Source organism: Paenibacillus sp. J22R67 (assembly GCF_059692175.1).
Window position 1 is genome coordinate 669651 of the sequence record NZ_JCAUAX010000001.1, and the last position, 15062, is coordinate 684712.

Annotated in this window: 12 protein-coding genes; 4 read left to right on the forward strand and 8 right to left on the reverse strand. The window is 44.9% G+C overall.

Features of this window, described 5'->3' with window-relative positions; translation table 11 throughout:
• Positions 1 to 129 precede the first annotated feature (129 nt).
• From metG to AC58VC_RS03375, 5 genes are all read right to left on the reverse strand, one after another.
• On the reverse strand, positions 130 to 2127 hold the full coding sequence (gene metG / locus AC58VC_RS03355; protein ID WP_497367409.1) for a methionine--tRNA ligase: 1998 nt from the start codon (positions 2125 to 2127) through the stop codon (positions 130 to 132).
• Between the two features lie 372 nt (positions 2128 to 2499).
• Complete coding sequence (yidD, locus tag AC58VC_RS03360) at positions 2500 to 2748, reverse strand: membrane protein insertion efficiency factor YidD (protein WP_497367410.1); 249 nt, start codon at positions 2746 to 2748, stop codon at positions 2500 to 2502.
• A gap of 91 nt (positions 2749 to 2839) precedes the next feature.
• Positions 2840 to 3547: a transposase gene (locus AC58VC_RS03365; protein WP_497367411.1), complete on the reverse strand. Its 708-nt coding sequence runs from the start codon at positions 3545 to 3547 to the stop codon at positions 2840 to 2842.
• Between the two features lie 785 nt (positions 3548 to 4332).
• Positions 4333 to 5139 carry a pyruvate, water dikinase regulatory protein gene (locus AC58VC_RS03370; protein WP_497367412.1) on the reverse strand — a complete coding sequence of 269 codons (807 nt, stop codon included), beginning with the start codon at positions 5137 to 5139 and terminating at the stop codon, positions 4333 to 4335.
• 97 nt (positions 5140 to 5236) lie between these two features.
• Positions 5237 to 7264 (reverse strand): beta-galactosidase, encoded by a 2028-nt coding sequence (locus tag AC58VC_RS03375; RefSeq protein ID WP_497367413.1) that lies wholly within the window; start codon positions 7262 to 7264, stop codon positions 5237 to 5239.
• 124 nt (positions 7265 to 7388) lie between these two features.
• Here AC58VC_RS03375 and AC58VC_RS03380 point away from each other — a divergent pair, with 124 nt between their 5' ends.
• Both AC58VC_RS03380 and AC58VC_RS03385 read left to right on the forward strand, forming a co-directional pair.
• Positions 7389 to 8210: an AraC family transcriptional regulator gene (locus AC58VC_RS03380; RefSeq protein ID WP_497367414.1), complete on the forward strand. Its 822-nt coding sequence runs from the start codon at positions 7389 to 7391 to the stop codon at positions 8208 to 8210.
• 65 nt (positions 8211 to 8275) lie between these two features.
• The gene (locus tag AC58VC_RS03385; RefSeq protein WP_497367415.1) at positions 8276 to 8902 is read left to right on the forward strand and encodes a DsbA family oxidoreductase; all 627 of its coding nucleotides are present in this window, start codon (positions 8276 to 8278) and stop codon (positions 8900 to 8902) included.
• A gap of 60 nt (positions 8903 to 8962) precedes the next feature.
• Here AC58VC_RS03385 and AC58VC_RS03390 read toward each other — a convergent pair whose 3' ends face one another.
• Positions 8963 to 10375, reverse strand: a complete 1413-nt coding sequence (locus AC58VC_RS03390) for an MFS transporter (RefSeq protein ID WP_497367416.1) — start codon at positions 10373 to 10375, stop codon at positions 8963 to 8965.
• 165 nt (positions 10376 to 10540) lie between these two features.
• Between AC58VC_RS03390 and AC58VC_RS03395 the strand changes: the two genes are divergently transcribed.
• Both AC58VC_RS03395 and AC58VC_RS03400 read left to right on the forward strand, forming a co-directional pair.
• Entirely contained in the window at positions 10541 to 12640 is a 2100-nt protein-coding gene (locus tag AC58VC_RS03395) for an LTA synthase family protein (protein ID WP_497367417.1), read from the forward strand.
• Positions 12641 to 12696: 56 nt separating this feature from the next.
• A complete protein-coding gene (locus AC58VC_RS03400) occupies positions 12697 to 13080 on the forward strand; it encodes a YmaF family protein (RefSeq protein WP_497367418.1) in 384 nt (127 codons plus the stop codon).
• 55 nt (positions 13081 to 13135) lie between these two features.
• Here the strand turns inward: AC58VC_RS03400 and AC58VC_RS03405 are convergent, their stop codons facing one another.
• The gene (locus AC58VC_RS03405) at positions 13136 to 14116 is read right to left on the reverse strand and encodes an aldose 1-epimerase (protein ID WP_497367419.1); all 981 of its coding nucleotides are present in this window, start codon (positions 14114 to 14116) and stop codon (positions 13136 to 13138) included.
• Between the two features lie 23 nt (positions 14117 to 14139).
• Positions 14140 to 15036: a CPBP family intramembrane glutamic endopeptidase gene (locus tag AC58VC_RS03410; RefSeq protein WP_497367420.1), complete on the reverse strand. Its 897-nt coding sequence runs from the start codon at positions 15034 to 15036 to the stop codon at positions 14140 to 14142.
• Positions 15037 to 15062 lie beyond the last annotated feature (26 nt).

Here is a 15062-nt window from a genome sequence, read left to right on the forward strand (position 1 = left end):
CAAATATCTCGCTCTCATCTTTATCACTCCGTGGTTAGTTTCCTTTAGAGTACCCCACTTATATGAACCCTCATACGATAAAAAAACACCCTTGCCCTATGAAAAAATAGGGAAAGGGTGTTGCCTTGATTATTTCACAATCGCGCCGTTAGGCATAGAATCCGGAACCGTGGCCAGCGTCAACTGGTCCTCGTGCGAAGCCGCGAGAATCATGCCTTGAGACAGCTCGCCGCGAAGCTTGACCGGCTTGAGGTTGGTGACGCAAATGACCTTGCGTCCAGCCAGTTCCTCTGGCGTATAGAACTTCGCGATACCCGAAACAACTTGACGCTGCTCGTATCCTAGATCGAGCTGCAGCTTTAGAAGCTTGTCGGCACCTTTCACAGGCTCCGCCGAAATTACTTGAGCCACCCGCAGCTCCACTTTGGCGAAATCGTCAATCCCGATTTCTTCCTTAGGCTCTGGCGCGGGTACTGCTGATGCAGCCACGGCAGGTGCTGCTTCTTTCACTTCATCGGCGGTGTTTGCTGCTCCTCCGCCCATAGCTTCAACAATGTACGCAACCTCTGCCGGGGCGTCCAATCTTGGAAACATAGGATCTCCCTTTTGAACGGTAGTACCCGCTCGGAGATGCCCGAATGATTGCACGCTTTCCCATGCGGTTAAGCGCGGCAGATCCTCAGCAGCTAATCCTAGCTGCTGCCAAATCAGTTGCGGCGTCTTCGTCATGAACGGACGCAGCAGGACAGACGAGATGCGCTGGGATTCAGCCAGCACATACATGACGGAGCCAAGAGTTTCGCGCTTGGCTTCATCTTTCACCATCGACCACGGCTGAGTCTCGTCGATGTATTTGTTCGTGCGGCTAATCAGCTGCCACACGGCGGAAAGCGCAATGGAAAACTCCATTTTTTCCATTGCTTCTTCATACTTCGCTACCGTCGTTTGAACAGTCTCCAAGAGACTGTCGTCGAATTCGGTAGCCCCCGCCACATACGCGGGAATCGTGCCAGCAAAATACTTATCGATCATTACGATCGTACGGTTAAGCAGATTCCCCAGATCATTAGCGAGATCATGATTGACTCGCTCCACAAAGCTTTCCGGTGTGAACGTTCCGTCAGCCCCGAAAGGCACTTCGCGCATCAAATAATAACGAAGCGCGTCCAAGCCATAACGATCGATCAATGTCACAGGATCAACAACATTCCCTTTGGACTTCGACATTTTGCCATCTTTCATTAGTAGCCAGCCATGAGCAAATACTTTCTTCGGCAGCGGCAGGTCAAGCGCCATTAACATAATTGGCCAATAGATCGTATGGAAACGAACGATCTCCTTGCTCATCAAGTGAACATCAGCTGGCCAGTACTTTTCAAAATTACTCGCATCATCCGAACCATAACCAAGTGCAGTAATATAGTTTGAAAGTGCATCAATCCATACATAAATCACATGCTTAGGATCGCCTGGCACCTTAATTCCCCAATCAAATGTCGTCCGAGAAACAGCCAAATCCTCAAGTCCTGGCTTAATGAAATTATTAAGCATCTCATTCTTACGAGACTCTGGCTGAATAAAATCCGGATTTTCTTCATAATACTGCACCAATCGGTCAGCATACTTGCTCATCCGGAAGAAATAGGTTTGCTCCTTCATTTTCTCCACTGGACGCCCACAGTCTGGACATTTTCCATCAACTAGCTTGCTCTCTGGGAAAAATGACTCATCCGGAATACAATACCAACCTTCATATTCCCCTAAGTAAATATCACCTTGGTCAAGCAGTCTTTGAAAAATCTTTCCTACCGCATCCTTATGACGAGTTTCCGTAGTACGTATGAAATCATCATACGAAATGTCGAGTTTGCTCCATAGATCCTTAATTCCAGCAACAATACCATCTACAAACTCCTGTGGTGTTGTTCCTTTCTCTTGCGCTTTTCGTTCAATCTTTTGACCATGTTCGTCTGTACCCGTTAAGTACCTTACATCAAAGCCGCGAAGTCTTTTGTAGCGCGCCATAGCGTCGCCTGCCACCGTTGAGTAGGCATGACCGATGTGCAGCTTATCACTTGGATAATAGATGGGCGTCGTGATGTAAAACGTTTTTGATTTCGTTGTCATCCAAAATTCCTCCTAGCTAAAAGTAGAAAACACAAAAAACCCTCATCCATCTTGGGACGAGAGCTGAACTCACGCGGTACCACCCAGTTTCCCCCGCCTTTCACAAGCCCGGGGCTCAGTAAGTCTATAACGACTTGCCCATTAACGCTGGGACACGAAGCCAGCTTACTCCCATTCACACGTATTATCACTTCTAATACGCAGTCTGAGCCGCTCGAAGGCTTATTCTCCGGGACCATCTTCCAAACTTACTCCTATACCGGCTTTCACCTTCCCCGGCTCTCTGTTCATAGGCCTCCGTCTGTACTTATCCGTTCATCGAAACCATATATAACATCATAAGGCAAATATATCGAAAAAAAGAGCAACCTGTCAAGCTGACTGATCGTTATGAATTAATTTTTCCGCCCGCGGCGGTACATGATCAATTCCACCTGGATGAAATGGATGGCATTTACAAATCCGCTTCATAGATAACCAAGACCCTTTCAAGGCACCATGGACATCAATAGCTTCAAGTGCATACTGCGAACATGTCGGATAGAATCGGCAGGTTGGCGGCTTCAGCGGCGAAATGAATTTCCGATAGAAATGAATAGGAGCTTGCAGCGTCCTTTTCATGATATGTCTCTCTCCCTCAATCAAAATTAACTGAACATGATACTCTACCATCATGCCTGAAAAAAAGATTGGGGTCAAATCGCAGGTATTCTTATTCAGGAATTTGAAAACACTTCAGAAATGTAGGATAAAAATAAGTGGATATCGCCATTTTGACCCACTTGATAAAAAAACTTACACAATCATGCTTGCCGTTGAACTGATCTTTAATACAACCATTTAATGGAGAATTATTTAAACGATTATTATAAATCGTTAACTTAGTGTTAAGTCTGTTTAATTTAGATTCAAGATACGCATTTAGATCCCAAGTTAAAGATTTTTTTGGAGTTTGTCCACATTGGTGAGAGTCTTCAGTGGGTAGAAATTTATCAGGTTTTGGTGAATCGGGGGCAAAGATCTCAGGTTTATTAAGTAAATTAGTTCTATTTTGCGTATATTCGGATGCAAACTGAATTTTCTTCAACAATAATTGCGCGCTTCTATAATTAATTTCAAGAACAAGAGACAGTACGCTTGCTGTGCACTCTACTCCCTCTTTAATTAAAAATTGAATGGCTTGAAACCATAGTAATAATGGTAACTTCGATTTGTGCATGATTGTCCCAGCAGTTAAAGAAACCTGCATTCTACACTCTTTGCATTCGAACAATTTACGAGTTCGAATCTTGAATGCCTCATTATGATCGCAACGCGGACAACAAAAACCATTTGCCCAACGCATTTTCAATAAAAACTCCTCACATTCCTCTTCCGTACGAAATGTGTACGAGCTCATATCCATAAATTGCTGCTCCATATTCCCACCTCACAAAAGAACGTTTGTTCCTATTTTGATTATACCAAACATACGTTCTAATTGAAAGCTTTTTTTCTGCGGTCCCTGCCCGGTTCTAGGTGGATATGTCGGATAAACACAATTTCTGTGGTATATGCAACTGGACTAAAAAATCCAATTTTGCTGGTGCCCAGATCCATTACCATTGATAGGATGATGAAGACAATATTACGATTTTGTAGATACGACAGATTTTGCTAATTCAAGTTATATTTAGTTGCCAATGAGAGGGTTACAGTTCTATGACTGGTGTGGTGCAGGTCAGTAGGCTGGCGAGGTATGCGTGTGGTGCGAGTATGGATGTGTGAACTGATCGCTAGGTTGGTCAGGTTCAGTGTAGCGCGGGTCTAGATGTTGATGAGATGCGGTGGTGATCGATTGGTTAGTGCCGTTGGTTACGGCTATCTGTAGATGTGGATGGGTTTAATGAGGATCAGTAGGTTGGGGCGGTTGGGGGCTCGGGTCTAGATGTGAATGTGGGTGCGGCGCGATAGGTTGGGGCGGTTGGGGTGGTATAGGTCTAGATGTGGCTCGGGTTGGTTCGATATGAGGCTCGGGTGTAGATCTGGGTGTGGGTGTGGGTGTGGGTTGCTGTTGATAGGTAGTAGTTGCGATGTAACGATTGGTGGTGTTACAGCACTTGGTTCGCTTAGGCGGCATGGGTGGATTGACGAGGATAAATGTAAAAAAAGATGCCGCTGAACTAGTAGAGTTCATAGGGCATCGTTTATTGAGAAGGATTCTATTTATCTGAATGAAACAAGATCTAGGATAATTCCAGCTGTTTCTTCGATCGCTTTGTTGGTGACGTTGATGATGGGGCAGTCGAGCTGCTTCATGATGGACTCAGCATAGTCGAGTTCTTCTTGGATGCGGCGAAATGTGGCGTATTGGGAACCATCCGGGAGGCCGACAGCTTTGAGACGTTCGAGGCGAATTTGCAGGATTTGGTTGGCGTCCATAGTGAGGCCGATGATGCGTTTGCTTGGGATTTTGAAAAGCTCAGGTGGTAGCTTTATTTCTGGGATGATAGGAAGATTGGCAGATTTGATCCCTTTGTGTGCTAGGTAAATACTTAGTGGTGTCTTGGAAGTGCGCGAGACTCCAATAAGGACAACTTCAGCTTGAAGCATGCCGCGGTTGTCTTTGCCATCGTCGTATTTGACGGCGAATTCAATAGCATCTACTCTGCGGAAGTAATCGGCGTCCATTTCATGCAATAAGCCAGGTTTGCGCTTCGGTAGGTGTCCATACGTTTCTGAAAATGCTTCCAACATCGGTCCCATTATATCAACGGTTCGCACACCTAGACGATGTGCTTCATTTTTCATGGTTTCACGAAGCTCGGGTTGCACGAATGTATAGGCAACAAAGCCTCCGGCTGCAGCTGCTTCCTGCAACATTTGAACGATTTCACTCTGTTGGCTGATATGACCATAACGTTTAATTCTCATTTGTTCGGAATTGAATTGACGAACGGTGGCTCTGGCAACGGCATCGGCGGTTTCTCCAATAGAATCTGAGCAAATAAACAGCTGCTGTTGTTCGGTCACTCTGCACCTCCCCTTTGAACCTACTATACGTGAAATTATACCAAAAATGCAAAAAAACCTCTATCCTATAAAGCGACAGAGGTTTTTCAATTGATTGTTAATGTTTTTTTAGAATTTTAACTGCTTTAGCTGGGAGTGTGATGGTTTTTTCTATCGGTAGATTGGTTATAACATTTGTAGTTTTGAGAGCACCTAAATCAACTGTTGCCTCATGATCATTGTGATTCAGAAGGAATATATAGGCGTCCGTATTTTGAGTCCTAATGGATACCTCGACACCTGGAACAGGTGCTATTGGAGCAATAATTCCCTTGTCTTGGCACAAATTGCGAATGAGTCCTTGTAAGAAAGATGGCTCAGGACTAGTCGCTACATACCAGGCTTGGCCTTGGCCATATTTGTTTACGGTAAGGGAAGGCATTCCTGAATAAAAGTCACTGCCATACACGGCTTTGATCTCTGCGCCTTCTGAATGGATTAGGTCACAAAGTACACCACACTGATAGTCACCATTCAGTTCTCCCCACTGTTCAGCCATGATGATTTGGTTGGATTGGTCAGGGAACAAGGCATCGATTTCTTCGGCCCAAATCCCAAGTACTTTACGTAACTCACCAGGATAACCGCCTAAGGTGACGATATCATTCTCATTGACGATGCCACTGAAGAAGGTGGTGAGGAATGTCCCACCTGCATGAACAAAGTCTTCAACCCGTTTTGCATACCCCTTTTTAACCATGTAGAGAACTGGTGCAATGACGATGTCATAGTTAGATAGATCGGTTTCAACACCTATCATATCTACTTGAATGTTTTGCTGGAAGAGTGCGTCATAATATTTGTGGATTTCATTTACATATTTAAGTGCTATGGTTGGCCCGCTGGAAAGTTCGACTGCCCAACGGTTTTCCCAATCAAATACGATGGCGACTTTCGCTTCGACTCTGGCATCTAGCAGCTTATCTGAAAGTAATAGTAATTCAGCACCCAGTTCTGCGCACTCACGGAATACTCGTGTATTCTCATGACCGACATGCTCGATGACGGCTCCGTGGTATTTCTCACATGCTCCGACCGACCTGCGAAGCTGAAAGAACATGACTGTGTCTGCGCCGCGGGCCACGGCTTGATAGCTCCAAAGCTTCATAACACCTGGACGCTTAAGTGAGTTGTAGGGCTGCCAATTCTGCTGGCTTGGCGTTTGTTCCATCAGCATAAAGGGTTGGCCTTGTTTTAGCCCCCTCATCAGGTCATGTGTCATAGCTGTTAAGCTGATTGGCGTGTCCAAGGAAGGGTAGTTATCCCATGAAATCACATCCAAATATTTGGCCCATTTGAAGTAATCTAATTCTTTGTATAATCCCATTAAATTTGTGGTGATTGGGAGATCAGGCGTATGTTTTTTGATAGCGTTGTATTCAAGCTTGTAGCACTCTAGCATACTATCTGACATGTACCTGCGGTAGTCCAGTGAAATGCCTTGGAAGTTGGTGTTATCCACTCCCCATTCTTCGGACAAAGCATTTGGGGAAACAATTTCTTCCCACTCATAAAAGGTGTGGCCCCAGAAGCTTGTATTCCACACTTTATTTAATTTTTCAAGTGTCGTATAACGTTCTTGAAGCCAACTGCGGAAACCGTCCGCACATTGTTCACAGTAACAATATCCGCCATATTCATTTGAAATGTGCCATATTAAAATAGCAGGGTGATCCTTATAACGTTCTGCCAGCTTCTCAGCTAGGAGCGAGGAATATTTACGATAGGTAGGGCTGTTTGGACAGGAGTTGTGTCTCCCGCCAAATTTGCGCTTCCTTCCTTCGAAATCAACACGAAGAACATCCGGGTAGTTACGAGCCATCCAAGCAGGATGAGCCCCCGTGCTTGTAGCTAAGCAAATGTAAGTGCCTTTCTCATAAAGCTTGTCTATGATTTCATCTAACCACTCAAAGTCGTATGTATCTTCATTCTTTTGTAATTTGGCCCACGAAAAAACATTAACGGTCGCTACATCAATTCCCGCAAGTTTAAACATGCGTAGATCTTCATCTATGATTTCCTTATCCCATTGCTCGGGATTGTAGTCTCCGCCGTACCAAATTTTGGGGAGTTTCTCATTGATCATGCTGCCACCTCATCAAATTTGATTAAAAATATAAGAATAAGTCCATTGTATTGGATTATTTTTCATCTTAAAATATAATATTTTTACACACTTATATAATAAAATGGAACAGGTGAAGTTACCCATGCACAAAAGATACGAATTAACGCCTTCAACTGCGCAACCGTTTCCAATCTTTATTGAGAGTATTGGACATCATGAGGATCAGGAAAAGCTGGTTAGACCGGGGGGCTTCCCTTGTTATCATTGGCTTCAAACTTATGCCGGTGAAGGGGAGTTCGTGCTGGATGGGAAGAAATATTTACTGCCGGAAGGAACGGGTGTTTTCATGTTACCGGAAGTTCCACACTCTTATTATGCAGTTACGGAACTATGGTGCACGCAGTACGTAACCTTCAGCGGAGCTTGTATAGAAGCTATCCTAGGCACTTTAGATTTATTGGATTCTGCTGTTTACAAATGGGATTTGAATGGTCCGATGCAGAAGGCAATTGGTCAAATAATTAAAAATATGGATGCTGGCTCCGAGTACTCTGGGTATGACGCATCAGCCGATTTATACCATTTTTTTATCCAGCTTAAAAAGCATGGTCAGGTCAATAACCGCACCTCGATTCGGAATCAAATTGCCCATTTGCAGCCTTTATTGATATGGCTTGAAACCCATTATCATAATCCCGATACAAGTCTTGAAGAAATGGCTGAAGTCTTAGCTATAACACCCAGGCATATGAACACCTTGTTTCAGCATGCATTTGGTCTTTCGCCTTACTCCTATTTAATTCGCATGAGGCTCCGTAAATCCAAAGAAATACTAATTCACAAGCCTACGAAAACAGTCAAAGAAGTGGCTAAGTACGTGGGTTTTCGTGATACGAGTCATTTTGTAGCCAGCTTCCGCAAGCACGTCGGTCTAACGCCAGAAAGGTTCCGGCAGATGAATTAGTTAATCGAATAAGTTATAATGAAAATATAGTAACTATTTTTTCATTAAAGGAGTCTGACTTATTTATGATTATAGAGATTTTTGAAGATATTGTGTGTCCCTGGTGCCGTATCGGCAAAAAGAATATGGAAGATGCGCTAGCCGATTTTACAGATGAACCCGTGGAAATTCATTTTCGCGCCTTCCAGCTAGATCCATATACACCTACGGAAGGTTCTCCGTTCCGCGAAGTCATGCGCCAAAAAGTCCGTGCAGACGAGGATCGATTAAACGGCATGCTGCAGCAAGTCACTCAAGCAGGTAAGGCCTCCGGTTTACATTTTGATTTCTCCAAAATTGAGAAAATGCCGAATACGCTAAAAGCTCACCAGCTTATTGCTATTGCGCCTGAGGAGTTAAAAAAGCCGCTCGTTGATGCGTTATTTAAAGCATATTTTGAAGATGGTAAAGACATTGGCAATTTGGATGAGCTGCTGACTACAGCAGAACAGATCGGTATGGACCGCGAGAAAACAAGTGCGCTTTTGGAAGCAAAGGAAGGCCTTGAACAGGTCGAAGATGATCTTGAGTTCGCTAGCCAAGCTGGTGTCACTGGCGTTCCCTTCTTTGTAATCAATAAGAAATATGCACTTACTGGCGCACAGCCATCCGCAACATTCCTGCAGGCCTTACAGCAGATTAGTGCTGAGTAACAAAAAACCGACTCGCTTTTCGCTATGAAAAGCTGTCGGTTTTTTGTTTGTATTTGCGATTTAGGCTGCTGCTTCTGATGCTTCTACTGATGCTTTTTTAGTGAATATTCGCAAGTAAAAAAGTCCACTAATGATGACCACAGCCGCGAAAATGATAAGCAGATTACTGTATGGGATGGCTGCTAAGGAATTCAGAACCGGATTCTTGTAAAACTCCATCATACCGCCATCCAACAATTTGGCTACAAGAGCCGTGCCTACAGCACCTGAAATAAAGGTGATGAGGTTGAATAGCCCCATTCCGACTCCAGTTTGACTTACACTCAGTGTCAATGAGACACGATTGGCCAGAGCCGTTTGCACGAAGGAGAAACCTACATAAGTAGGAAGAAGTGCCGCAGCAATGAACCATGGTGAATGTCCAACCATGAAAGCAATTGCCAATAGGCTGATTACCAGAAGTCCAAGGCCGATAAAGACAACAAAATTATTGCCTTTTTTGTCCGCTAAGTTTCCGCCTATTGTACCAAAAATAACGGCACACATCGCACCTGGGAAGAGAATAAGACCAATTGTGCTCGTGCCTAGATCATTCACTTTGGCTAACATGAGCGGAATGACAAACATAATCCCCATGACCGTGCAAAATACGAGGAATCCAACAATTAAACCACCCCGAAGCAGTTTATTTCGGAATAACAACGGTTCAATAAAAGGATCTTTAGCTTTACGAATGTGAGAGATAAACCAAATGAATAGAGCTAAGCTCGCGGCCAAATAGTACCAATGAGGGAAAGATAAGTAGACGATTATACCAGCAACAGAAAATGCTACAAGTGCCGCGCCTAAAATGTCTACACTGCCTTCTTTACGTTTTTCCTCTGGTAAAATTTTATTGAAAAATGGGATTGAGATCAGCGTGAATAAAGGAATGATGAACAAATACGTCCAGTGGAGTGATGAGGAAACAAAACCGCCCACTACTGGCCCTACGGCGATGGCAAAGGAAACAGTGGAAGTTAAAAGCCCAAAAACTTTTCCTCGATCCGTTGGTGAAAAGTAGCGTGCAACAACGACCATTACGAGTGCTGGAATGGCTGAAGCCCCAGCTCCTTGCACAGCGCGTGCAAAAATAACTGCGGGATACCAAGCCTGAAGTACAAAGCCAAGTGCAGATCCCACACTATATATAAGGATTCCGGCAACGATCAGCTTTTTCAAGGAAAAAATATCGGATAACCGTCCATAAATAACGGAGCCAATCCCGAAAAAGATGATAAACGTGGTGAGCACCCAGCTAACTCCTGTCGGTGTAATCCCATACTGCTTAGCGATTTCGGGTGTTGAAACGTTGAAAACTGTTTCGTTTAATACAGCAAAAAAGATAAGAAAAATAATCCATGGCACAGCCTTTTTGGTATCTATAACCTTCTCTTGTGCCACCTCTTCTGTTGCAGAAGCAACGTGTTGCATGGTTTTCACCTCCACTTTTCTCTAGTTATCTGTAAACTTTTTCATTACAATTAACTGTAATAATAATTGTTATAGTTTAATCTGTCAAGGGATATCTTCCTTCTTTCAGCAAGATATAAGATAATGAACGAATGGACTTGCATAAATCGAACAGGAGTTACTTCAATGACCACTTTACTTCAATGGCTCAAGCATCTGCCTTCCCGTACTATGATTGTGATTTTGCCTTTTTTCCTGATGTTCATGGTCGAATATTTAGAACGCGGCTCGTATGAAGAGCTCCATAAATGGGCGATGACCCATCCTCTTTCCATGGTTCTTGCCTACTTTGTTGTGGGAACTCTGTATCTCTTCCTAATTGCCGTCACTGGCAAAAGCCGTTTGTCCTTCTGGTTGCTTTGCGCAGTGCTTTTACCGCTTGGTGCAATAAGCGGCAGCAAATTAAAGGCAATAGGAGCTCCTTATTATCCATGGGATCTTTATTTTAACAATCAAATTATCGCGTACATGCCTTTTTTGAAAGGGTATCTCAATCTCCGAATACTCGGATTTGTTACGATCTTTCTGGTTTTGCTCGCCGTGTTATTTCATCTGGTACTGCGCCGCCATCGCATCCAGTTTACATGGATTGAACGCAGTCTCTATGCTGTCATTGCCATCGTGATGGCGACGAGCCTTTATACGGACAAGCCAATTCCATTCATGAATCTTTACGGCATTTACACGGTCCCCTGGGATCAAACAATAACCTATGATGAGAACGGGTACCTTTTTTCTTCTGTACAAATGTTAGGTTTTCTGAATGTAGCCAAGCCAGATGATTATAATAAAAAAGCGATTGATGCCATTTTAGCTAAAATTCCAGAGAAGCCAGCAGCAAGTGATAAAAAACCAAATATCATTGTCATACTTGGCGAATCATTCTGGGATCCAACACTTATGAAAAACGTAACATTTAGCCGTGATCCGATCCCTAACTTACATCAACTTCAAAAAACGTTCACGAGCGGTTGGATGATGTCTCCCCAATTCGGCGGCAGTACGGCAAACGTAGAATTCGAGGTACTGTCTGGTAACTCCATGCGATTCTTCGGGAAATCTCCTGATAAAATACTGCCTTATATCCAGTATATGAATCATGGCGTTGACTCATTAGCAAGTATCATGACTAGACAAGGGTACACAGCGACTTCTATCAACCCTTTCTTCAGCTATTTTTTTGATAGCCGTAAAGTGTATATGGATTTTGGATTTTCGCGGTTTATTTCCAGCGAGTATTTCCCAAATGATTTTGAAGGACCGAACTATGCGGATCGGGCTGTAGTGAAGAAGATTATTGAGGAAACTGAAAAAAGCGCAGGACCTGATTTTATTTTTGCAAACACGATGGAAAATCATCATCCTTATAGACCAGGGAAGTTCAACAAAAACACGATTGAAGTGACAGGGGATATTTCCTCAGAGTCCAAGGGGATTTTGGAAACGTATGCTCAGGGTATTAATGGAACTGACAAAGCGCTTCAGTCATTGGTGGACTATTACTCCAAGAAATCTGAGCCAACCATTCTGTTGTTTTTCGGCGACCACTTTCCTTTTTTTGAAGATGATTACAAAGTGTACCGCGATGCGAAGTATGTGCTTCCAAACGATCCTGATTTATATACAAAAACGCACTATACGCCATTCTTGATATGGAACAATTTCCTTTCCGAAGAACAAGAACAGTTGAATCTCAAGATGAGTCCTTCGTTCCTGGGTCCAAAGCTTCTTCACATGGCTGGCGTTAAAGGAAGTTACTACACGGATTATCTGTATGATTTATCGCAGAAGATTCCGGTGATTCCGCCTAATGACATGTGGGATAAATATAACATTAAAGCAAGCGATCTTAGCGAATATATGAAGCTTCAGTACGACAATTTATTCGGTGGCCGCTATGGGTACGAAGCCAAAGGTTTCAAAGATACAATCGTTCAGCCAGGTTATGTGTTAGGCTATGGAGATCCGGTCATTACTAAAATAAATCACAGCGGTAATAAAATTCAGGTCGTGGGCAAGCCTTTTTATTCATCCTGTAATGTGTACATTGATGACAAATTGTTTAAGTCTAATTTTGATGGAGAAGATACCTTGTATGTTGATTTGACGGATAAGGAGAATCCTATCCTGGGTAACGATAAGCCTCATCAAGTCGAAGTACGCGTCTATGACGATAAAAAGATGAAGATTGGTCAATCAGCTCTATACCCGCTCCCACAGTCATGACGTTAGCGCTCTTGGAATAGGATGAACCATATCCTGCATCCAAGGGGGTTTTGCGTTTGTCCAGTTATGTTCCGCCTGCTCATGTTCATTTTTTTGAGGTCATGTCATCGGACACCCTCAAGCATAATCATTTATTACGCCTGTATACCTTTAATGTGAATGGCACTGCCTATGACGGGCATGTTCACCAGTATCAAGGGATTACTGGCATTAGATATGGGCATTATCATAGCTACCTTGGTACGACAGGTCCTGCCATTGCGCTTCAGAACGGTACTCATATTCATTACTTAGAAGGAATTGTCGAACTTAACGCTTTTAACACATCAAGAGGCAACTCACTAAGAATCTCCGCCAAAATAACTGGGCTGATTACAGAGCTGCATCAGCATACGTACTCCGGGTATTCTACCACTGGATTTGGCTATGAGCCTTGGTGAAAAAAAGAGTCAAGTATGGAAGCTCTAAGGCCTCCACTTGACTCTTTCATGTTTATTATTCTTTGGTCTCAATGTGAATGGACCACTCGAAAGTGAATGTCTCCCCTGCTGCTAAGCCAAGGGCACCGGATATTTCAGGTGCAAAGGACTCGTTGAACACGTTCATAATACTCGTGTAAGGCTCCAGAGACACGGCATTCGTCCATGGCGCCGTAAAAAGAACATGGATGGGAAACTTGTCTCCCATATTGAACACGAGCTTCGTGCCGCGAGCTTCATACTGAATCTCGCAGGTTTGCGGGCCTGGCTCGACGCTGAGCAGTTGCGAGCCCCCTGGATAGCTTGGCAGCGCCGTAATGAGCTCACCCTGCTGCAGCGCCGCAGTCAGCGGCGATGGCGCAGGCTCCCCTGCGGCGTAGCCGTCCGCGCTGAGCGGCCATTCTGCCGCTGCGGGGATCACAACCTTCACGCGGCTAGCTTCGCCGTCCGCGTAGGCAAAGTACGGGTGAAAGCCAAGGGACAGCGGCATCGTACTGCCGCTCTTATTGGCGATTTCACCGCTGAGTGACAGCGTACCGTCCTTCAGCCGGTACGTGAAGCGAAAGCATGCGGCGTGTGGGAAATACGCCAGCATGTCCGGGTGCTCCGCGAGGTCGAACTCCGCGGAGACATAAGCCCCGCCAGCGGTATCTGCGCCGCTGGCAACGACCTTCCACGGCCGCTCGCGCAGCTCGCCGTGGGAGTGGTCGGGCTCCCTGTTAGCCGGGAGCCGGTATTCGCGGCCTTCGAAGGTGAAGGCCGCTTGCTTGACGCGCCCCGGCGGGAACAGAATGGGCACGCCGTAGCGCGAAGACTTGACGCGAAGCTCAGCCGCGCTGGCTGGCTTCGCGATGTAGGCATGGTTCCGCACGTCGAAGCGGAACAGGTGCAGTCCTACGGCCGGGATGATTTCGGCCGTTGCTTGGGCTTCGTGGTCGACGAGGCGAAGCGTCGACTCCCCGTCCCATTCACTATGGATTAATTCATAACGTGACAATGTTGAATCCTCCTTGTTTGTGCTTAAGATAAGCTAGGTTTGTAGGTATTTTTTCTTGCTATTTGCCCGTAATAGTTCATCACTAATAGGATCCCCACTACAAGAATTATCGTAGTGACCATGCTGCCTTCAGCCCCAAAGCTGCCTCCGGAAAGAAGCACGTTACCTTGTGCTTCGGTTTTGAAAATAGAAGGCATAGGTGTGCCAGATACTTGAAATCCGAAGATGCAGCCTTGAATGAAGTTCCAGGACAAGTGCATGCCGATCGGCATCCACAAGCCTTTTGAAAGCTCACGAGCAACGCCGAATAACAGCCCCGCCAAAATCAAGTTCAAAAGCGGCATGGGTGTGCTCCACATCCCGGGATTGAACGAGTGCAGGAATGCGAATACAAGTGTCGATACGGTTACGGCAACCGATCTTCCAAACCGTTCTTTCACTAGTCCCTGCAAATAGCCACGGGCGAATAATTCTTCATTAACAGCTACGCCAATGAATAACAAGAACCCGCTTACTAATTCGAGCAGCATCGATTCCGTCCATGAATTGAGCTGCATGCGAATACCGCCGAGCAGCCAGATGCCTAAGCAGGAAACCGAGATAAGGAGTGCCCCCGCTGCGAAGCCTTCACCAAATCGTCTCCCAAAATGGCGAATCTGCAGGCCTAATGTCCATCCTTTGCGTCGTTCAAAGATCCCATACGAGAGAAACACGCCGCCTACGAAACCAATAATTTGCGCCCACAAAGCTGCCTTAATAAAAAATGAATCGCCTGCAACAGCGGCTAGGCTCCTCTCCAGCTCCGGCTGCTTCAAAATCGCAATAACCGCTGCCGCAATCGATAAAATGACCGTAATGACAACAATGAAAACAAGGGACAAGAGTACTTTGCCCAAAATGGTCAAAATGGATAAGGGCATTCGCTTCTTTACATCAATGAGGCTTC

Coding starts and splice junctions, on each gene's coding strand:
- AC58VC_RS03365 (WP_497367411.1), bottom strand. CDS start 3,547: ATGGAGCAGCAATTTATGGATATGAGCTCGTACACATTTCGTACGGAA.
- AC58VC_RS03385 (WP_497367415.1), top strand. CDS start 8,276: ATGATTATAGAGATTTTTGAAGATATTGTGTGTCCCTGGTGCCGTATC.
- AC58VC_RS03410 (WP_497367420.1), bottom strand. CDS start 15,036: ATGCCCTTATCCATTTTGACCATTTTGGGCAAAGTACTCTTGTCCCTT.
- yidD (WP_497367410.1), bottom strand. CDS start 2,748: ATGAAAAGGACGCTGCAAGCTCCTATTCATTTCTATCGGAAATTCATT.
- AC58VC_RS03375 (WP_497367413.1), bottom strand. CDS start 7,264: ATGATCAATGAGAAACTCCCCAAAATTTGGTACGGCGGAGACTACAAT.
- metG (WP_497367409.1), bottom strand. CDS start 2,127: ATGACAACGAAATCAAAAACGTTTTACATCACGACGCCCATCTATTAT.
- AC58VC_RS03395 (WP_497367417.1), top strand. CDS start 10,541: ATGACCACTTTACTTCAATGGCTCAAGCATCTGCCTTCCCGTACTATG.
- AC58VC_RS03390 (WP_497367416.1), bottom strand. CDS start 10,375: ATGCAACACGTTGCTTCTGCAACAGAAGAGGTGGCACAAGAGAAGGTT.
- AC58VC_RS03380 (WP_497367414.1), top strand. CDS start 7,389: ATGCACAAAAGATACGAATTAACGCCTTCAACTGCGCAACCGTTTCCA.